At 55.4% G+C, this 18,725-nt stretch carries 16 protein-coding genes and 1 tRNA gene; 5 read left to right on the top strand and 12 right to left on the bottom strand.

Annotated features, from left to right (window positions below):
• Positions 1–149 precede the first annotated feature (149 nt).
• The 3 genes from ACR0J1_RS08370 to ACR0J1_RS08360 all read right to left on the bottom strand — a co-directional run bounded on the left by ACR0J1_RS08370 (position 150) and on the right by ACR0J1_RS08360 (position 1,954).
• On the bottom strand, positions 150–761 hold the full coding sequence (locus ACR0J1_RS08370) for a hypothetical protein (RefSeq protein ID WP_480732713.1): 612 nt from the start codon (positions 759–761) through the stop codon (positions 150–152).
• Positions 762–1,065: 304 nt separating this feature from the next.
• Entirely contained in the window at positions 1,066–1,749 is a 684-nt protein-coding gene (locus ACR0J1_RS08365; protein ID WP_480732714.1) for a DUF7424 family protein, read from the bottom strand.
• A 58-nt stretch (positions 1,750–1,807) separates the two neighbouring features.
• Entirely contained in the window at positions 1,808–1,954 is a 147-nt protein-coding gene (locus ACR0J1_RS08360) for a hypothetical protein (protein ID WP_480732715.1), read from the bottom strand.
• A gap of 178 nt (positions 1,955–2,132) precedes the next feature.
• On the opposite strand from ACR0J1_RS08360, the gene ACR0J1_RS08355 reads away from it, so the two are divergent.
• The gene (locus tag ACR0J1_RS08355) at positions 2,133–2,480 is read left to right on the top strand and encodes a helix-turn-helix domain-containing protein (protein ID WP_480732716.1); all 348 of its coding nucleotides are present in this window, start codon (positions 2,133–2,135) and stop codon (positions 2,478–2,480) included.
• A 306-nt stretch (positions 2,481–2,786) separates the two neighbouring features.
• On the opposite strand, the gene ACR0J1_RS08350 is transcribed toward ACR0J1_RS08355, so the two are convergent.
• Positions 2,787–3,995, bottom strand: coding sequence for an integrase (locus tag ACR0J1_RS08350; protein ID WP_480732717.1), 1,209 nt, complete (start codon positions 3,993–3,995; stop codon positions 2,787–2,789).
• A 1,071-nt stretch (positions 3,996–5,066) separates the two neighbouring features.
• Between ACR0J1_RS08350 and ACR0J1_RS08345 the strand changes: the two genes are divergently transcribed.
• Together ACR0J1_RS08345 and ACR0J1_RS08340 are read left to right on the top strand one after the other, a co-directional pair.
• On the top strand, positions 5,067–6,053 hold the full coding sequence (locus ACR0J1_RS08345) for a glycosyltransferase family 61 protein (RefSeq protein ID WP_480732718.1): 987 nt from the start codon (positions 5,067–5,069) through the stop codon (positions 6,051–6,053).
• A 159-nt stretch (positions 6,054–6,212) separates the two neighbouring features.
• Complete coding sequence (locus ACR0J1_RS08340) at positions 6,213–7,184, top strand: agmatinase (RefSeq protein WP_480732719.1); 972 nt, start codon at positions 6,213–6,215, stop codon at positions 7,182–7,184.
• An 877-nt stretch (positions 7,185–8,061) separates the two neighbouring features.
• Here ACR0J1_RS08340 and ACR0J1_RS08335 read toward each other — a convergent pair.
• The 8 genes from ACR0J1_RS08335 to ACR0J1_RS08300 all read right to left on the bottom strand — a co-directional run bounded on the left by ACR0J1_RS08335 (position 8,062) and on the right by ACR0J1_RS08300 (position 17,307).
• Positions 8,062–9,273, bottom strand: a complete 1,212-nt coding sequence (locus tag ACR0J1_RS08335; RefSeq protein ID WP_480732720.1) for an aminopeptidase P family protein — start codon at positions 9,271–9,273, stop codon at positions 8,062–8,064.
• Positions 9,274–9,434: 161 nt separating this feature from the next.
• Positions 9,435–10,646, bottom strand: a complete 1,212-nt coding sequence (locus ACR0J1_RS08330) for an ABC transporter permease (protein WP_480732721.1) — start codon at positions 10,644–10,646, stop codon at positions 9,435–9,437.
• A gap of 5 nt (positions 10,647–10,651) precedes the next feature.
• Positions 10,652–11,926, bottom strand: coding sequence for an ABC transporter permease (locus ACR0J1_RS08325; protein ID WP_480732722.1), 1,275 nt, complete (start codon positions 11,924–11,926; stop codon positions 10,652–10,654).
• Positions 11,927–11,996: 70 nt separating this feature from the next.
• Positions 11,997–13,088: an extracellular solute-binding protein gene (locus ACR0J1_RS08320; protein ID WP_480732723.1), complete on the bottom strand. Its 1,092-nt coding sequence runs from the start codon at positions 13,086–13,088 to the stop codon at positions 11,997–11,999.
• Between the two features lie 102 nt (positions 13,089–13,190).
• Positions 13,191–14,291: an ABC transporter ATP-binding protein gene (locus ACR0J1_RS08315; protein WP_480732724.1), complete on the bottom strand. Its 1,101-nt coding sequence runs from the start codon at positions 14,289–14,291 to the stop codon at positions 13,191–13,193.
• Between the two features lie 138 nt (positions 14,292–14,429).
• On the bottom strand, positions 14,430–15,137 hold the full coding sequence (locus ACR0J1_RS08310) for a maleate cis-trans isomerase family protein (protein ID WP_480732725.1): 708 nt from the start codon (positions 15,135–15,137) through the stop codon (positions 14,430–14,432).
• Positions 15,134–16,279 carry a M24 family metallopeptidase gene (locus ACR0J1_RS08305; protein WP_480732726.1) on the bottom strand — a complete coding sequence of 382 codons (1,146 nt, stop codon included), beginning with the start codon at positions 16,277–16,279 and terminating at the stop codon, positions 15,134–15,136. The genes ACR0J1_RS08310 and ACR0J1_RS08305 overlap by 4 nt, the downstream gene beginning before the upstream one ends.
• A complete protein-coding gene (locus ACR0J1_RS08300; RefSeq protein ID WP_480732727.1) occupies positions 16,276–17,307 on the bottom strand; it encodes a pyridoxal-phosphate dependent enzyme in 1,032 nt (343 codons plus the stop codon). The genes ACR0J1_RS08305 and ACR0J1_RS08300 overlap by 4 nt, the downstream gene beginning before the upstream one ends.
• A gap of 305 nt (positions 17,308–17,612) precedes the next feature.
• Between ACR0J1_RS08300 and ACR0J1_RS08295 the strand changes: the two genes are divergently transcribed.
• Positions 17,613–17,698, top strand: a tRNA-Leu gene (locus tag ACR0J1_RS08295).
• A gap of 108 nt (positions 17,699–17,806) precedes the next feature.
• A complete protein-coding gene (locus tag ACR0J1_RS08290; RefSeq protein ID WP_480732728.1) occupies positions 17,807–18,673 on the top strand; it encodes a serine/threonine protein kinase in 867 nt (288 codons plus the stop codon).
• Positions 18,674–18,725: the final 52 nt, after the last annotated feature.

Below are 18,725 nucleotides of genomic sequence, written 5' to 3'. Positions count from 1 at the left end.
GACCATGCCTTTTTTGCGCTGTGGCAGGCTTGCTTTTGATAGCCACTTTGAATCTTTGAGATGCGGTTACTAACTGTTTTTAAGTTATTTTTTTGGACTTTGGGCAGGGGCATTAGTCGTACAGCCCAAAGCCAAATTTGAGTTTTTTGCTACTGCCCCCACAACATTTGCTTCGCCAGAAAGGCACCTGTGAAATCGTTGCAGTCCGTTTGTAAGTCGTAATTGAAGATACCGTTACTTTGTGCGAACGATAGTTGATACAAGCGGACTAAGTCGCTTTCTCGTGCCATTTTTTCGAAGTTTGCGAGCTCACCGTCGGGAAGAGGCAGTTCTGAAGTATAATCGTCATAGGTGGTACGAATATTTTCCATCGTGCTTGGCGTTATGTAACCGTACTTGGCACACACATTGAGTATGGAACGAGTTATAACGAAATTCGAAAACTCCTGAGCGTTGATGCTGCCGATCCCATTTTCTGTTGATAGATCATTTTCATCTTCTTGTACTTGGGGTGAGTTACTAGTTTGTTGACCAGACGAACTTGAAAGGTATTTGGCCGAGACCCATCCAATAGTTGAGGCCGGTGTAATAATCTCAAACCAAACTTTGTTTTTCTGAAAACATTGCGATTGAGCTGTTTCAAATAATTCTGGGCGACCATTAGAAACCTTTCGACATAGCGCCTGGCACTCCCAATCGAGAAAGTACTTGTCTCCGCCATATCGAATGCCAACTTCGTTAGGCAGAAGCTCGGCGACCACAGGGTATTCCGTCGTAGGCCCACTTCGCACGTTCAATGTGTCGTCTGCTCGGACACCGCTAACCGAAAACTCAAGGGATTGATCCGGATCGCAGACATTTGCTGTCGCTGATAGAGGTAGTGTAGTGGCCCAACAAAATAATGCCACTGAGGTCATTTTGAGATATCTATTTCGGATTTTGAACATATGCTTGATCTGCCTCATTTGATTTGGGCTTTGCGGTCTTTGTTTTCTGAAAGCCCACGAAAATAGGCTTGAAAACTAGGGAGCCGATTTGGTTAGAACGGTATCGACCAGGAGTGCTTTACTTCTGTATCGTCATGAGCCAGACGAAGTTGTTTGCGGAAAGAAACCCGACGGCAACGTCTGACGCCCGCCAAACTACTCTATCCCTTTGATTCAATAGAATTGACGGCCCGAAATATGGAATGTTGTCGATCCAAGATGCAGGGCCAAACACTTTATAGGGATGCCTCTCATCATTGGTAAGAGTTACCTGTACTTTCCCTACCTCCAAGGTTAGCGAAGAGTTTAGCTGCTTAAACTGTTCTTCCATAGCGTCAAATCGGGAAGGCGAAACAAGGCCCCAGACTTCAATTAATCCGTTGTCGGAATTTTTTAGCCCAAGTGCAGTGGGGGCGTCGTTTGGTATTTCGAACCCACTCTGGTTCGGCATCGTCATCACGGGAACTTTGACACCGAACGCCATGAAGGTATCGAAACCTTCAGTTTGGCAAACAGGGCCATCAGTGATGGGATAATAGTCGGAAAGGATAGTTCTTACCTGTTCCTTGTTTGCTTCACAATCCGAGGGGGATGTCGTTTCAATTTTGATCCTTGTGGTTGTTAAGAGGTCATTCTTTCCCTCAGAAACTAAGAAAACGTCTGAGGTGAATAGATCAAAATCGCTGTCTACTCGGCATCCTGAAAGAGCAACGGCTGCTGCTATTAGAGACAGTCTCGTTGCGGTTTTCCATGTCGAGGTCATTTTTAATTTCCTGATTTGTTTTGATTGAGGACAAGGGAAAAAGGTAGCCCTAGCGGGGTTACATATTTTTCGAGTTTCGTCGTTTGGTCATCTGCATCTGCATCTGCATCTGCATCTGCATCTGCATCTGGACCTGCATCTGCATCTGCATTTGCACATACATCTGCATCTGGACCTGCACACACATCTGCATCTGGACCTGCATCAGCCACTCTCGGCGAAGAAGACGTTTGGCGATCCTGCCTTGATTGGTACGGGGAGGGCTCCAAATTTCACCTAGTTGTATCTCTTTTTTCGCTCATATTATCCTTATATACTAGTCGTGGTGAAAGTTAATACGGTTGGATATGTTGGGTTGATAAAATTCATACCATCAGAGGGGTATGACACCTAAAGAACACGCCCTTCAAGCTTCTGCCAACTTCCCAAAGCGCCTTAAGGCCGCCAGAAAGAACTCTGGTCTGACCCAAGATCAACTCGCCGAACGAGCCGATTGTTCGGTTGTAGCGCTCAGTAAATTTGAAACTGGTGTTAACAAACCCTCCTTCGAGATGCTCGTTGCATTAGCTGCCGCTCTTGAGATCTCAGTTGATCGTCTCATCAGCAAAAATAGCTCCGCAGGTTATGATGCAGTTAAATCTGAAGCAATCGCTCGTCTTGAGATTGCTGTTGATCCACTTCCGGCTGAGTGGATCAACACACTCGTAGATGTCGCTAAAATGGCAAAGTGAAGGTGATGAGGGATGTAGAAAGCTAAACAAGAAAAAGCTACCCTCTCGATTTTCTTCGCTCAAATATCTTAAGTATGTCGGGCCAATGAAGATATTGTCCGTCAGAGTATGACACCAAGCCCATACAAAACTCAGGATGAATGTCGGCGGCATTGTCGATGGTCAGCCATGTCAAAACAATTTCCATGGCCTCAGCGCCAGTTTCATTGCAGTTGCTGCATTTGACGTATGTATAGGGAGCAATTCCGCTCGAAACGACGGAGGTGGGTCCTTCTGTGTCGCAGACATCGCATCTTTCACACGCTGTCATTCTCCAAAGCTCTGCAAGTTCAAAGCAAGCTCTCTCGATGCCGGTAGATACTTGGTATAGAAACGCTCGATCTGGTCCACAGAAGTCCCTGCTGTTGTGGCTAGATTGTAGATATTTACTTTGCCCTTACTGTTGACGATCCTCATGCAAATTGCCGTATGCCTGAGTGAGTATAGCGAGAAGTTCTTTCCGGTGTTTTGATCTATAATAAGATCGGCTCTTTTAAGTAGCTCTGCGAACTGTCGTTTTATTACGTCCCTTGCGGTTGTCCGATTGGTGTACTCCGGGAAGAACAAGAAATCCTCCGGTGATGCTTCCGGGTTTCTCGCACAAATCCGCTCGTAAACAGATACAGCAGCTTCCATCGTATTGGAGGAACGGTAACCAGTCTTTCCGTTTCTGATAGTTAGTATCAATCTCCGTGGCTCATCATCACCAACCATGACGGTTGAATGTTTCAAGGCGTACAGTTCTGTTGTCGTTGGGCGAACGAATGAGTGAACCACAAACAAAATCAGGTCGTATAGTTCTTCCGTTACGGTTGTACCCCGTACTACGATTTTGTCTTCCGCCATCTTCTTGGCTGTTCGTAAGAGCTTTTGGTAGGCATCTTCCTCCTTCGGAACTAGAGGATAAAATCTAAAGAATGGCCTCGGGTTGTCTTTCATTTTTGATCGGCTGGTTTGCGGAAGGTTTCCGATGGCACCCTCTTCTTGAGCGATCTTCAGGACATTGCGAAAGGTCGCAGTGAGAGTGTTCTTAGTGGAGGCCGAGAGGTTAGGTCTCCGTTTCTCAACCCACATCAAATACTGCTGCCAATGATGTGTCCTCAACTCTCGAATGTCCTCATCCTTGAAATACTCGTAGAGACCCCAGTCTTGGTTGGTGACTGCCCAATGCATCGTCTTGACATAGTTAGCGTTGAGTTCCTTTGCTTCAGCCTGAATGCGGGATTTGTGAAGGAACTTTTTGGCAAAAGTTTCAAAGCGATAGTCGCTGTCCACCACAGGCTCAGACCTGAAGATGCTTATCGCCAATTCCTGAGCCATCGCCTTTGCTTCAATGGCTGAAGTCTCGCCGGTCGATCTCGTTTTGTATTTCTTCTTGCGTCGGTCCCAAACCCTGACCATCCAAAACGGTGAGTTCTTCACCCGGTAGATCGAGACGCCTTTCGAAACTTTCTTTGCAGATGGCAGTTTGGGCATTATAGTAGCGGCTAGCCTTCGTGTGTCTCTGAGCTCTTATCGTTCTAGTTCATTGAAAAATAACATATTTGCATGGCAAATGACACAGCAAAGCGACCGGAAGTTATAAACTTCAGTTATAAACCGCATTCTAACTTCTTGAAGAAAAACAAAAATCAATAAATTTGTAATCAGTAGGTCCGCGGTTCGAGTCCGTGTGGGGGCACCATCAATTGGAAAATGCGCGAAATGGTTGTCGCCTGGCCACGAGGAGCACAGAGCGGCGGTTTCGAGCGCCTCAGAGATGTGGACAGGCCTTGTGCGAGCGTCGCGAGGCGAGAGGTCCTTGAAACCAGACCAGGTGCTGACCCGGTTATCGGCAATCACAGCGTTTCGGATCAGATTAGCGCGCGTTTCGGTGTTGATCAGATTCGATGCAAGAGCTTTTTCAATCTCATCCGACACGCTGGCAGCCATAGAATGAGTTCTGTTTATTCTGTACAACTCACCCGGCAGAAAAAGGGCCTGGGCGAGCGGGCTTACTTCGGCTGACGAAATTGAGACCTTGCGATCAGAAGTATCTTTGAGAGGACGATATTTCCGGACCTTCTGCCGCAATTGACCTGGAACGGACGCATGAGGTCAATTTGTTGATCATATTCATTAAAAATAGAAATCGATAACCAGTAGGGACGTACCTTAGATGAGGTCTGCCGACTTATCCAAAAGTATGTAAAGTATGCGTTCGACCGAAGCCGGTCGTGCACCGCCTTCAGAGGGCGAAGAAGGGTGCAGGATTCGGCATGGTTCCACGATCCTCGGCAAGGCTGGTCGGTCCGAAGACCGGCGCGGTGCTTCATCGACCAGATGGCAGGATGTTTACACCGTTGGATCTGCCACCGGCGATTTTTGTCATTGCCGGAAGCTTAGGCTGGGATTACGATCAACCGTCGTGCTAGAGGCTATCTTGAAACACTTTCCGGACGCTTGGGTTGCTGATCAATGAACACTGTCTTCGGCAGAAGAATTAGCGCCAAGCCGACGCTTCAATTTGTGATGCGGCATCTGGGTCTTGCAAGATCCTGTGAGGAAGTGGCTTCCGAAAAGGTGGTTATCTGCCCCGAAGAACGTAATCCGGTGGCAGCGGCGATTCACCTGAATGGCCAGCTGGATCGTGTGACCGGTGTTGACAGCTACTCGTCCTTTGAGTTGGAGAACCTCCGCTTGGCTGGGAGGGATCGCCTGGATGTTGCGACGGTCGCCTACAGGATAGATGGCGCGGTGTTTTCCAGCGGTCGGCTTTTGACCGGTCGGATGCGGCACGATCAGGGTGGTGCCCAAAGAACCAGACCTTTTGCAAAGGTGACCGGAGAACTGGATACAGCCGTCTTGCCGCTGTCCAGTTTTGCGACGATGTATTTCGGCCATATGATTTTTGATGGGGGGGCGACTGCGCTGATGGCCCCGGATTTTGGTCAAAGCTATGTTGACGCCAAAGTCGCGGCCGACATGGCCGGGCATGTATCGCGGTACTGGGACCTTTTCGGCTTGTCGTACGAGGCGGTCGGGGATGTGCGAATTCGCCATGCCTGGATTTTCGAAGACCGAGGCATGAACAGTCACAAGATTGCGCGCCTGGAAAACCTGAGCGCCCGTGTTCGGGCTCTGCCCGGAACGCGCGACGGTCATGGCATTTTCATCCGCCGACGTGGATGGGGTGCTCACCGGGCCCCGGCAAACGAGGCTGCGCTTGAAGACTTTTTTGCGGCTCAGGGATATGAGATCATCGACCCGCGCCATTTGACCGTGGATCAGATTGTCGCGCGGGCCCGCGGAGCGCAGGTGTTGGTTGGCGTTGAAGGCAGTGGCATGACGCACGGAATGCTTGCTATGGCTCCTGGCACCTCGTTGATCATGTTGTTTCCGCCATGGCGGCTCAACAACATGATGAAAGACTACGCCGATGGCCTGGGTATGAAATACGGCTTTGTCGTTGGCGAGGGGCGTGGGGAAGACTATTATATCAATCCCGATGAGATTTTGCGGACCATTGATCTTGTGCAAAGCAGCGAGTTCTGAGCTTTCTCGGGGATATCGGGTCAATCTAGGAGGTTCGATCAATCGGCCCGGTCAGGCGCCTGGTTTCTCAAAAAAAGCCGAGGGATGCGATTTTGGAACTTGCCCGAGACAGACAAGCGACACCGCAACCCCGCTGATCAGGACGTGACAGGAGGATGAATGCAGGATCATGGCTATGAATCGGGGCGGTTGAATCTGCCGTTTGTCGGAATTTCGACCTTTGCCAAATCGCCATACGTACCGGATTGGGATCGGATCGAGGCGGATGTCGCCGTACTGGGGGCGCCGTTCGATTTCGGTACCCAGTGGCGGCCCGGCGCGCGGTTTGGACCGCGAGCGGTGCGAGAGGCCTCGACCCTGTTCAGTTTTGGCCATGCCGGGGCTTATGATCACGAGGACGACGCGACCTATCTGGACGGCTCGGTGCGGATGGTCGATCTGGGGGATGCGGATATCATCCACACCAAAACTGACGAGAGCCATGCCAATATTGCCTATGGCGTGGGTAAGATCCTGCAAGCGGAGGCCTTGCCCGTGATCATTGGCGGGGATCATTCGATCAACATCCCCTGCATCAACGCCTTTGCCGAAGATTGCGCGCAGAACGGGCCGATCCATGTCGTTCAGATCGATGCACATCTGGATTTTGTCGATGAACGCCACGGCGTGACCGCCGGGCATGGCAACCCGATGCGGCGGGCGATTGAAAAAGACTATGTCTCGGGCATGACGCAGCTGGGCATTCGCAATGTCTCGTCCACCGCGAAGGAAGGGTACGCGGATGCCCGCGCGCGTGGGTCGGATATCCTTTCAGTGCGGCAGGTGCGCAAGCTGGGAACCGAGGCGGTTTTGGCGCGCGTCCCGCAGGGCGCACGGTATTATGTGACGATTGATATCGACGCGTTTTGCCCGTCGATTGCGGCAGGCACCGGCACGCCCAGCCATGGCGGGTTTCTGTACTATGATGTGCTGGAGATACTACAGGGGTTGGCGAAACGCGGGGATGTTGCGGGTATCGACCTGGTCGAAGTGGCCCCGGCCTATGACCCGACCGAGAGCACTCAGATTCTGGCCGCGCAGCTGTTGCTGAACTTTCTGGGGTTCATTTTTCACGAACGCGCCAAACGATAAAGGCGGGCTTGCCACAACTGCCTTTCGCATCTCGTGGTACAGTTTGGGCGAAGCTTCTTCGAGCTGAATGTCTGCGAGGCGGTCAAATCGGACATTGGGCGGCTGAAATCACTGAGGGTGCGCTCTGGATTGTCGCAAGTCCAGGATGTAGACAAACGCATAAGGCAACCTGTGGCAGTCTCACGGCAAAGACGGGCCTGATTTTACAGTCGAGATAGTCTACAAACTGGAGTGTTGGAGCCGTGAAATCTGAGGCCACCAAGAACTTATGGATGCTCGCGCTAGCTTTGGTTGCAATTCTTCTCTTTGTCTATTCAGACAGGATTGGCTTGCTGCTTGTTGCGGCGATTAGTATCGGTTCGTACTTTGCCGCGATTGTGGTTAGGTTGTTAAATGACCGAGATCAATAAAGAGTAGTGCCGATGTCTGCCATGGAACCGGAACGCTCATTCACCCCGCTCGGTTTCGGCGACTGCCACGCGGACAAAGTTACCGTTTGTTCTGGGATGTGCAGAGTAGGTTGAGAGGCTGGAGCCAGAACATTGAAAAAGTTACTTTTTGATTTCGATGGAGAACTGAAGCGACACCCAGTAAGGGCAATTGCCTTATTATTGGCGACGCAGTTCGTTTTCTTATTGTTATGGAGAACCGCTGTTTCCCTTTTCCCAGATCACCTTGCTATCGCTTCAAACGTTTTGGTCTGGAGCTGGCTGTTTTTGATGCTCTATTTGCTGGGACCCGTTGTTGGGCTATCGAACTGGTGGTTCGGTGGCAGGAAGTAAGTTTGGGCTCGGAGCGGACAATGCGCTCCGAGCGTTATCATCGCTTGGCCGCACCTCTCACGGTGAAGCACTGGCCTTGAACCTTACGTGTTCTCTTACGCACCGATGATGTTGTGGCCCGGACCGTAAGGGAAGCCCGTGATGTTCTCGGCCCCGGCTTCACCGACCACGAGGATATCGTGTTCGCGGTAGCCGCCCGCGCCCGGCTGGCCTTCGGGGATCCACAGCATCGGTTCGATTGAGACGACCATGCCGGGTTGCAGCGCCGTGTCGATGTCTTCGCGCAGTTCCAGGCCCGCCTCGCGCCCGTAGTAGTGGCTGAGGACACCAAAGGAGTGGCCGTAACCGAACGAGCGGTATTGCAGCAGGCCCTCATCGGCGAAAAAGCGGTTGATCTCGGCGGTGATGCCCGAGCAGGTCGCACCGGGCTTGATCAGGCTCAGGCCCAGTTCGTGGGCTGCGACGTTGGCTTTCCAGATACGCAGGCTTTCGGCGTCGGGCTCGCCCAGAAACAGGGTGCGTTCCAGCGCGGTGTAATAGCCCGAGATCATCGGAAACGTGTTCAGCGACAGGATATCGCCCTTTTGCAGCGCGCGTTTGGTGACCGGGTTATGGGCACCGTCGGTGTTCAGGCCGGACTGGAACCAGACCCACGTGTCGCGGTATTCGGCATCCGGGTAAGCGCGGGCGATCTCGGCCTCCATCGCGTCGCGGCCTGCCATGGCGATCTCGATCTCGGTGGCGCCTTCACGGATAGCCGCGTGAATGGCAGCCCCGCCGACATCAGCAGTACGCGCGCCGCCTTTGATCAGTTCGATCTCTTCGGCGGATTTCACCATGCGCGCGGCCATGGTGTCGGGTGCGATGTTGATCAATTCGAGCTGACCCAGCATGGCCAGCGCAGTGTCGCGCGCAGCCAGTGTCATGTGGTCGCTCTCGATTCCGATCCGTTTCGCACCTCCAATCAGGCTGGCGACCGCGCGCCAGTAATTGTCGCGCTTCCAATCGGTATAGATCACGTTGTCCTCGACCGAACGGCGCCAGGGCTGGCCCGCATCGATGTTGGCCGAGACAGTGGTGCAGGCGTCCTGCGTGACGACGCAGCCATAGGGGCGGCCAAAGGCGCAATAAAGAAAGCCCGAGTAATAGGCGATGTTCTGCATCGAGGTCAGCAGAACCACAGGAATATCCCGCGCTGCCATGATGGCGCGCAGTTTGCTAAGACGGCGGTCATATTCTCCCTTGCTGAAGGGCAGGGGTGCTTTGTCGCCATTGTGACAGGTGAAGAATTCGGGGCGATTTGTCATGTTCAGGTCTCTCATCTTTGCCGGGCGGCAAACCCGGCCACTTGTCCCGGCGTTCAGGACAGGCGGTCTCGGGGTCCGAGAGCCGATCACCCCCGATGATACCGCGACGCCATCGCGGCTGAGGTGAACGGGTGAATCGTTAAATCAGGCCATCGCCTGCGTCAAGCGGGGGAAAGACCCCGCAGACGCTCGGACCGGCGGCGCAGCAGTTCAACCGTGGTTAGCAGTGCGATCGACAGCACAACAAGGATCGTTGCAACTGCCAGAATGGTTGGGCTGATCTGTTCGCGCAGGCCGGTGAACATCTGCCACGGCAGCGTCTTCTGGCTGGTAGAGCCAACGAACAGCACCACGACCACCTCGTCAAATGACGTGATAAAGGCGAACAGGCCACCCGAGATCACGCCAGGCAGGATCAGGGGCATCTGGATCGAAAAGAAGGTACGAACCGGTCCGGCCCCCATGTTTGCAGCGGCGCGCGTCAGTGAGCGGTCAAAGCTGACAAGTGTCGCGGTCACGGTGATGATGACGAAGGGAATACCAAGAACGGCATGGGCCAGAATGACCTTCAGATAGCCGACGAAGTTCTTGTTCATGCCCAATGTACCTTCAAGGAACCGGCCGATATCGCTGTAGAAAAAGAACATGCCGGTGGCCGAGATAATCAGCGGCACAATCATGGGCGAGATCAGGATGCCCATGATGGCACGGCGACCGGGAACGTGACTCTGGCTGAGGCCGATGGCCGCCAGCGTACCTAGCGAGACCGAGATGATCGTCGCAATCGGCGCAATGATCAGCGAGTTCTTGAAGCTGCGCTGCCATTCGTTGTTGGTGAAGAAATCGCGGTAATGCTTCAGCGAGTATCCTTCGGGGTCCAGGCGCAGCATCTCGGGCGTGAAGGTAAAGAAGTCCTGCGCGTTGAACGACAGCGGCAGAACCACAAGGATCGGCGTGATCAAGAAGACAAAGATCGCACCGCAGATCACCCGGAACAGGTAGTGGTAGAATACCTGTTTCGGCGTCAGATAGGGCAGCAGTTTCCGGCGATAGCGGCCCTCATAGAGCCAATAGGTGAACCAGCCGAAGAACCAGCCGCCCAGCAGGCCAAGAATGCCGCCCATCGGGCCAGACATCAAAAACCCGACGATGCCGAATCCGATGATATTGATCCACCGGGCCAGTCTCTCGTTTTTCAGAACAGTGATGTAGATCCAGCCTAGCGCTGCGATCAGAGCAGCCCCGCCAGCGATGCCAAGAAAGACCGAGCCATTGCCCGCGCCGACGAAGACACCGGCGAAGGCACCTGCCAGCGCAAGGCTGGGCAGAACCATGGACAGAGGTTTGCGGGATATCGGAGTAAGTGCGGCCATGTCGATTATCCCAACTTCACGTTATCAATGCCCACGATCTTGTCGTAGACCCAATAGAGCAACAGCACGACCGCAAGCAGGATCGTCCCAAGTGCCGCCGCCAATCCCCAGTTCAGCGAGGACGAGATGTGATAGGCGATCCGGTTCGAGATGAAGACGCCCTTGGTGCCGCCGACGATCTCGGGCGTGATGTAGTAGCCGATGGCCAGAATGAACACGAGGATCGACCCCGCGCCAATGCCCGGAATGGATTGCGGGAAATAGATCCGCCAGAAGGTCGTCCAGTTCGTCGCGCCCATGGATTTAGCAGCACGGGTGTAGGATGCGGGGATGGTCTGCATCACCGAATACATCGGCAGGATCATGAACGGCAGCAAGATATGCGTCATCGCAGTGATTGTGCCGATCTGGTTATTGATGATTACCAATCGTGCGTCATCCGCCACCAGTCCGAGCCAAACAAGCGTTTCGTTGATAACGCCCTGTTGCTGCAACATCACCTTCCACGCGGATGTGCGAACCAGAAGGGACGTCCAGAACGGGAGCAGGACCAATATCATCAGCAGGTTCGACACCCTCATCGGCAGGGTCGCCAGCAGATAACTGACTGGATAGGCAAGCAGGATACAGGACGCGGTAATCACCAGCGACATGAACAGCGTGCGCCCGAACAGCTTGATCAGGATCTGTTTGTCCTCGGGCTGTGATTGCGCGCCCTCGGGCGTGCGGCGCATATCGACCGCGTTCAGGAAGTAACCATTCGTAATGGCGGGCGAGTGGGTCTTAATCACCGCCCATGTCTGCGGCTCGCCCCAGCCTTCGTGAATCTCGATCAGTTGTTCCTTGAACGGTCCATCTGTTTCAGGGTCCAGCTTACCAAGCTTGCGTCCTGACCGGCGGAACAAAGAGGACATACCGGTTTCTTCATAGTTCAGACGTGAGCCGAGACGCGTATGGGTCTTGTTGTCGACGGCTACGACCATGTCACGGACAAACGCGTCATAGACGGCCTCGTCCGGCAGTTCGCCACTGGTCTCATCCCAGCTTTGCAACGCCTCGACCGTCAGGGGCAGCGTTTCCTGCACCATGCTGTTTTCCACCGACCGGAACAGCATCGATGCAATCGGCACGATGAACGAGAACAGAACAAACAGCAGCAGAGGGGCCACCAGCATCAGCGCGCGCAGCTTTTGCCGCCGCAACGAACGTGCCAGCGATTGCTTGAGCGGCGTTCCATCCGCTGCCAGCATTGGTCCGGCGTTTTGGCTTGCGTCAGTCATCGGTGCCCCTTGGGTTTTCTTTGGTCCGGGGGCGGCGCACCGCCCCCGACTGTATCATGAATTCAAGCGCTTATTGCGCCAGCCATGCCTGGAACTTGGCTTCGATATCGTCGCGGTAGTCGGCCCAGAACTCGTAGTTATACAGGAACGTGTTCTTAGCGTTTTCCGGATCAGTCGGCATATGCGGTGCCATGTCGATGCCCAGTTCGGCGTGCTGACCCACCAGCGGAGCCGACGAGGCGCGGGCCGGACCGTACGAGATGTACTTGGCCTGATCTGCCAGACGCTGGGTGTCGGTCGCGAACATAATGTAGTCCAGCGCGCGCTGCTGACGCTCTTCGCTCAGACCGGCCGGGATGATCCAGCCGTCCAGATCAAAGATCTGCGCGTCCCACAGCATGGCGACAGGCTGCTTCTGCTCTTCGATGACGCTGAACAGACGACCGTTATAGGTCGAACCCATGACGATTTCGCCGTCAGCCAGAAGTTGCGGGGTGTCGGCACCGGCAGACCACCAGACAACATCGTCTTTGATCGTTGCCAGCTTGGCCAGCGCTTGATCCTGCCCCTCGGACGTCGCCAGAACGTCATAAACGTCATCCTTGGCGACGCCGTCACAGATCAGAGCCCATTCCATATTGTTGATCGCGCGCTTTTCCAGCGAACGCTTGCCCGGATAGGCCTCGGTGTCGAAAACCGCACAGACGTCAGTCGGCGCAGTGTCACCAACCAGATCGGTGCGATACCCGAAAGTGGTCGAATAGACGATCTGCGGGATAAAGCAGTCGCTGACCAGCAGGTCACCGAAGTCATCCGCAGCCGACGTGCCATCGGGTGCAGGGGCCAGCATGGTGTCAGGGTCGATTTCCATCGCCAGACCTTCGTCGCACAGGCGGATCGCATCCGCCGCAACAACGTCAACAACGTCCCAAGTGATGTTGCCCGCTTCGTTCATCGCGCGCAGCTTGGCAACCGCTTCGGCCGAGCTGTCATCGTTCAGGATGGTGACGCCGGTCTTTTCCGAATAGGGCTCGTGATACGCCTTAAGCTGCGATTTCGAATAGGCGCCGCCCCACGAGACGATGGTCATCTCTTCGGCGGAAACGCCACCAGCTGCAGTTGCCAGAGCCGCTGCCGTCAGCAGAGTTTTTGTTGGTTTCATGTGTTACTCCCAGTACTTCCCGTTTGTTGTATGGTCAGCTGGCGCACGGGTTTTCGCCAGCCGGTCCCTCAGTGAAACCGCGCTTGTACCGCGCGATTTGGTCTATGCGTCGAGCGCACGACAATCCTGTGGCAGCCAGCCGATCTCGATCTCTTGACCGGGTTTCAGGCGGATGGCATCGGGGGCGTTCCGTGTCTTGACGATGAACTCGTCATTGCCAGCCACCGACATGCGGAAGCGGAACACGTCACCCATATAGATGAATTCCTTGACCGTCGCCTTCAGCGTATGCGCATCGGCATGCAGGCGGTCCTTGTTGAATTCAACACGCTCGGGGCGGATCGAAACCTTGGTGCGTTCGCCCGGGTTGTGAACGTTGATCGGCACCGCGTCGATTTCCGAACCGTCATCCAGTTGAACCAGACAAGTGTCGCCATCGATGGATTTAACAACGCCTTCCAACGTATTGTTTTCGCCAATGAACTGCGCAACAAAGCTGTTTTCAGGCTCTTCATACAGCTGATCCGGCGGGGCCAGTTGCTGAATGCGGCCATCGTCGAACACCGCCACGCGATCGGACATCGTCAACGCCTCGGTCTGGTCGTGGGTCACGTAGACGGTGGTAATGCCCAACTCATGCGCAAGGCGGGTGATTTCGAACTGCATATGCTCGCGCAGTTGTTTGTCGAGCGCGCCCAGCGGCTCGTCCATAAGCACCAGTTCTGGTTCGAAGACCAGCGCGCGGGCCAGGGCGATACGCTGTTGCTGACCGCCCGAAAGCTGCGCTGGGCGGCGGTTGCCGAAATCGCCCATCTGCACCATGTCCAGAGCGCGTTTGACCTTGGCTTCGCGGGTGGATTTGTCCAGCTTGCGGACCTCAAGCGGAAACGAGAGGTTCTCGGCCACCGTCATGTGCGGGAACAAGGCGTAGTTCTGGAACACCATCCCGATGCCGCGTTTATGCGGTGGGATGTTGTTGATGGGTTTGCCATCCAACAGAATCTCGCCATGGGTGGCTGTTTCGAATCCGGCAAGCATCATCAGGCAGGTTGTCTTGCCCGATCCGGACGGCCCGAGCATGGTCAGGAATTCGCCCTTTGGCATAGCCAGGTTGAGATCTTTAACGACGAGATTCTCGCCGTCATAAGATTTTTGAACGCGCTGAAATTCAACAAACGCGCCGTCGTTATTTATGTCGGTCACAAGACCCCCTGTTGCGTCAAATGATTATCCGGTTGACCCGGATCTCATTGATCTTCTCGTGCATTGATGCCGAAGCTAACAAAAGGTCGCAAGCCCGTAAAGCGAAGGGGCCATCTAAAACGTCACTTTTGCCCAAATTTACGACACGTTCAGGTGATTCATATGCCAGGCGAGGCTTTGATTGCTCGACAGAACCGGTTTGCCGATCCGCGCCTCGATCTGCGGGATAGCGGCCAGCGTGCGCAGGTTCGTGCAGCTCAGAAATACCGCATCCACGGCTGTATCCGCGCCCAGCCGGGTTGCGGCCTCGACCACCGAATCGTTTGATATCCGGACAACTTTTGCCTCTTCGGCCTCGCCAAACGTGCCGAACACATCCATCGAGATGCCCTGCGCGGCGAAGGCCCGCCGCAACGGCGTGTTTACCTCTTCAACGTAGGGTGACAGCAGCGCAAATTTCGACACGCCGCGATCTGCCGCACAAGCGGCGGCCGCGCGCAGGGGGTTAGTCACGGTCTGGACATCGCATGTCTGTTTGACCATCTGCTCGACCCGCTCGGACCCGATCACCGAACTGGCCGACGTGCAGCCATAACCCACAACCCGATAGGGCCGCGCCTTGGGCAGCAGGTCGGCGGCGGCGGGCAGGGCGGTTTCCATCTTGGCCAGCATATCGGTGCTGACCTCGGCCCCGCTTGGGATACGGCTGACATAAAGCGGGCTTTTGTCACGGGCGAACAACGTGCGGAATTCGGGCTCGATGGTCTCATCCGTTTGCAGCACGATCAGGCCCATGGGCACGGCGGCGGGATCATCGGGGTCCAGCGTGTAGCGCAGCGTGGTCATATCTCGGATATCTCCGGTCCAAGGCGGGGGCTGAGGAATTCCGGTGCGCCCTCGGTGATCAGGATGTTTTCCTCATGAACCATGATCTTACCATTCACGGCGATGCCCGGTTCCAGCGTCAGCACCATTCCGGCCTGCAACTCAGTATGGTCATCGGGGATGAGCGAGGGCCACTCGGTCAGCGACATCCCCAACCCATGCCCTAGACGCCCGGCATCGGTGCCCACGCCACCATCGGTCAGGATCGCGTTCATCGTATGAAACAGTTGCGACGCGGTGGCACCGGGGCGCGCCTGTTCGAATGCGGCATCCGACGCCTCGATCAGTCTGGCATGTGCATCCCGAACCGGCGCGCTAGCGGGACCAACCGACCAGTTGCGGTCGTAATCGCAGAAATACCCATCCTTCACGAGGCCGGTATCCAACATCAGCACATCCCCCGGCCGCAGCGGCGTCTGCGTGGCGGGTGAGATTACGTCGGTGTATCCGCCCTGTTCGGCTCCACCTGCCAGATAAGGCACCCAGTCGGCCCCTTCCTCAAGACACAGCATCTGGAAGCGGCGGAACACCTGATCCAGCGGCGTACCCGCAGAGGCGATTTCGGGCGCGCGGGCAAAGGCGCGGGCAGCAATCTGACAGGCGGTGCGTATCTTGGCGACCTCGGTCTCGGATTTCACCATGCGCAGGGCGCGCAGGATGCCGTGATCACCGGTGATGCGGCGGGTTTCAATTCCGGTCTGCAGGCGCGTCAGGTCGGCCAGTGGCATCCGCACATGAGTCTCATGCCCGTCCGGGCAGCCAATTGCGGCACCGTTCGGGGTCAGTTCAATCAGCGTATCCGCCAGCAAGGAAATGCCGTCATCCTCAAGGTCCGGCGCGCTCCATGTACGAATGTCGTCGACCCAAGTCTGCGCCATCAAAGCCGCGCCGATCGAGGGGATCACCGCCGCCGGCTTGCCCGAGGCAGGCACGATCAGGAACCACGGTCGCGTCGGGCTTTCCCAGAACCGGGTCAGATAGCCGGTGAAATAACGTATCTCGGGCTCGGTGGTCAGCAGCAGCGCCGAGAGGCCTGCGTCCGCCATCCGTTGTTGCGCGCGGTCCAGTCGCGCCTGAAACTCCTCGGGCGCGAAACCGGTCATGCGGGTTGCTCGGTCAACATGGACAGGACGCGTGATTGCGGGCCGATCGCTATGGCTGCGCGCGCTGCGTCGTTCATCACCGCCGCGATGCCTGCCCCACCCGACGCGCTGGTTTCCAGCCCGGCCCCGGCCATGACGGGAAGCTGCGCGGCCACCTCCTCATCTGTCAGCGTCAGAAACAGATCGGCATCGCGCGCCAGCCCGTTCAGAGCAATCAGCGAGGGTTCCTTACAATCCAACCGCCCCATGATACTGTCAGGGCCATCGGCGAAGACGCAATGTCCGGCCTCGATGCTGGCCTGTAGCGCCGGGGCCGCATCGGGTTCGACCACCACGATCCGGGGAGTATCCCCCCAGACCTTGCGCGCATAGGCAGCGACCGCGCCGGCCATGCCGCCAACACCGGCCTGCAGCAGGATATGAGTCGGCGCCTCGGTGCATTGTTCCACCGCTTCCAGCGCCATCTGCAAATAGCCTTCCATCAGCAGATGCGGCAGGTCGGTGTAGCCATCCCAGGAACTGTCCGACAACAGGGTCCAGTCGTTCTGTTGCGCCGCCTGCGCGGCGGCCTCCATGCTGGCGGCATAGTCGACCCCCTCGCGCACCACCTGCGCGTTCTGCGCCCGCAGGCGGTCGGCGAAGCTTTCGGGGACCGTTTCGGCGATGTAAACCACCGCATCAGCCCCAAACACACGCGCGCCTGCAGCCATGCTCATCCCGTGATTGCCCGCGCTGGCGGTGACATAGGTGCGCCCCTTGAGGGTCTGATCAGGGGCCTCATCAGCCTGGCAGGCAATAACATACGCCGCTCCCAGCGCCTTGAACGAACCAAGCCCCATCCGAGGCCGTTCATCCTTGACCCAGAGCTTTGCCACCGGCGCAAGGGCCGTGGCATCGACCAGGGGCGTTTCGGTGAAGTCCGGGGAAAACAGCCGATGCCGTCTCAGCCCGGACGTATCGACCGAGGGATAGGGCGCTTGATTGGCAAGCTTTGCCCCATTCCGATACGGGTTGCTGACTGTCTTCATCGCAGGCTCCCTTACATGATGCGCCGACGTGACCGGAATGGTCCGGCGCTGTCAAGCAAAGGCTTCTTTGCATGTTCACACACATCCAACGCAACGCGCGTCTTTTCAATCGATTTGGTTGGCTGTAAGTGTGTCGCGATCTTGTTCGGTGCAGTCTGGGCTGCAGCATGGGCAGGTCTGCGGGCGTGATGGAATGGTAGACATATCGGACTTAAAATCCTTCGCTTCCGCCCGTAAAGCGCATTGTATTCATGGCCTTGTGGCCTTACTGGTTTTTTCAGGCCCGAAATAGGCCCGACAAGCATGCCCGCGTGGTGGAATGGTAGACACAAGAGACTTAAAATCTCTGGGCCGGAAGGCCGTGCCGGTTCGAGTCCGGCCGCGGGTACCACTATCCTCTTTGATCGCTATAGGTCATTCTCGCGTTTCGCATCGTATTGTTCGACATTCACAAAACGCGGAACTAGTGTCGCCGGGGACGCAGGATTGAGGATTAGCTTTGCCTTACCATACAATTAGACAAATAGGTGAAGGGGGTTTTGGTGCTGTTTTTGAAGTCATTGATGACAACGGTCAAAAATTTGCGCTGAAGACTTTAAAAGAGGGTGTGGAGCTTCAGCACCCTGAAGCCGGCATCGGGGCGCGTTTTCGCCGCGAAATCAAATACCAGAGCGCCATTGTGCATCCAAACGTTGCTAGGATAGTCGAATACAGTCTCGACAGTGAGCCGCCGTGGTTTGTCATGGATCTTGCCAACTGCACCCTGGCGGATGAGCTTGAGGCGGACAGGACATTGGGAGGTAACGTTTCGCCAGTTCTTTTTGACATATTGGCGGGTTTAGAAGTGATCCACGCAAAGGGCTATAAACACCGTGATCTGAAACCCCAGAACATCCTCAAGTTTGTCGATCCCGCTGGAAGCCAACGATATGCAATCTCGGACTTTGGTCTCATGACGCCTGCAGCAGGCCAAACGACGACTCTGACTGCGACCAACGCTGGAGGTGGGACTCCGTTATACTGCGCGCCAGAATGCACAACTAACTTTCGCCGAGCGACAAATCTAGCAGACATATACTCGTTTGGAGCCATTCTTCATGACATCTTTGGGGGCCTCAGAAACAGACTGCCTTATGATCAACTAAGTGTAGTGGGTCCACTGAAAGACGTAGTTGAAAAATGCACTTTCCGACAGCCACGAAGACGATTTCAATCCGTTGACCAACTGCGCGAAGCATTGTTCGAAGCATTGGCTGCATTAGATGGTGAGGAGACCACGTTTGCTTCGGCGGAAGAAGAAGAGATCGTTGCGTTGTTAGGAAGAGGATGTCCGTCGTCAGAGTTTGTGGAACTAAAGGCGGCCTGAACTAAGAGAGAGTTTGGCTCATCTGTTTGGCTTGATTATGCGGCGTGTTTGC

Source organism: Ruegeria sp. CJ3 (genome assembly GCF_056536725.1).
This window is presented reverse-complemented; position numbering and strand designations above follow the sequence as displayed.

Bases quoted from the DNA above. Each gene is read 5' to 3' on its own strand.
- ACR0J1_RS08355 (WP_480732716.1), top strand. From the start codon at position 2,133: ATGACACCTAAAGAACACGCCCTTCAAGCTTCTGCCAACTTCCCAAAG.
- ACR0J1_RS08335 (WP_480732720.1), bottom strand. From the start codon at position 9,273: ATGACAAATCGCCCCGAATTCTTCACCTGTCACAATGGCGACAAAGCA.
- ACR0J1_RS08365 (WP_480732714.1), bottom strand. From the start codon at position 1,749: ATGACCTCGACATGGAAAACCGCAACGAGACTGTCTCTAATAGCAGCA.
- ACR0J1_RS08340 (WP_480732719.1), top strand. From the start codon at position 6,213: ATGCAGGATCATGGCTATGAATCGGGGCGGTTGAATCTGCCGTTTGTC.
- ACR0J1_RS08325 (WP_480732722.1), bottom strand. From the start codon at position 11,926: ATGACTGACGCAAGCCAAAACGCCGGACCAATGCTGGCAGCGGATGGA.
- ACR0J1_RS08300 (WP_480732727.1), bottom strand. From the start codon at position 17,307: ATGAAGACAGTCAGCAACCCGTATCGGAATGGGGCAAAGCTTGCCAAT.
- ACR0J1_RS08305 (WP_480732726.1), bottom strand. From the start codon at position 16,279: ATGACCGGTTTCGCGCCCGAGGAGTTTCAGGCGCGACTGGACCGCGCG.
- ACR0J1_RS08320 (WP_480732723.1), bottom strand. From the start codon at position 13,088: ATGAAACCAACAAAAACTCTGCTGACGGCAGCGGCTCTGGCAACTGCA.
- ACR0J1_RS08360 (WP_480732715.1), bottom strand. From the start codon at position 1,954: ATGCAGGTCCAGATGCAGATGTGTGTGCAGGTCCAGATGCAGATGTAT.
- ACR0J1_RS08310 (WP_480732725.1), bottom strand. From the start codon at position 15,137: ATGACCACGCTGCGCTACACGCTGGACCCCGATGATCCCGCCGCCGTG.
- ACR0J1_RS08330 (WP_480732721.1), bottom strand. From the start codon at position 10,646: ATGGCCGCACTTACTCCGATATCCCGCAAACCTCTGTCCATGGTTCTG.
- ACR0J1_RS08350 (WP_480732717.1), bottom strand. From the start codon at position 3,995: ATGCCCAAACTGCCATCTGCAAAGAAAGTTTCGAAAGGCGTCTCGATC.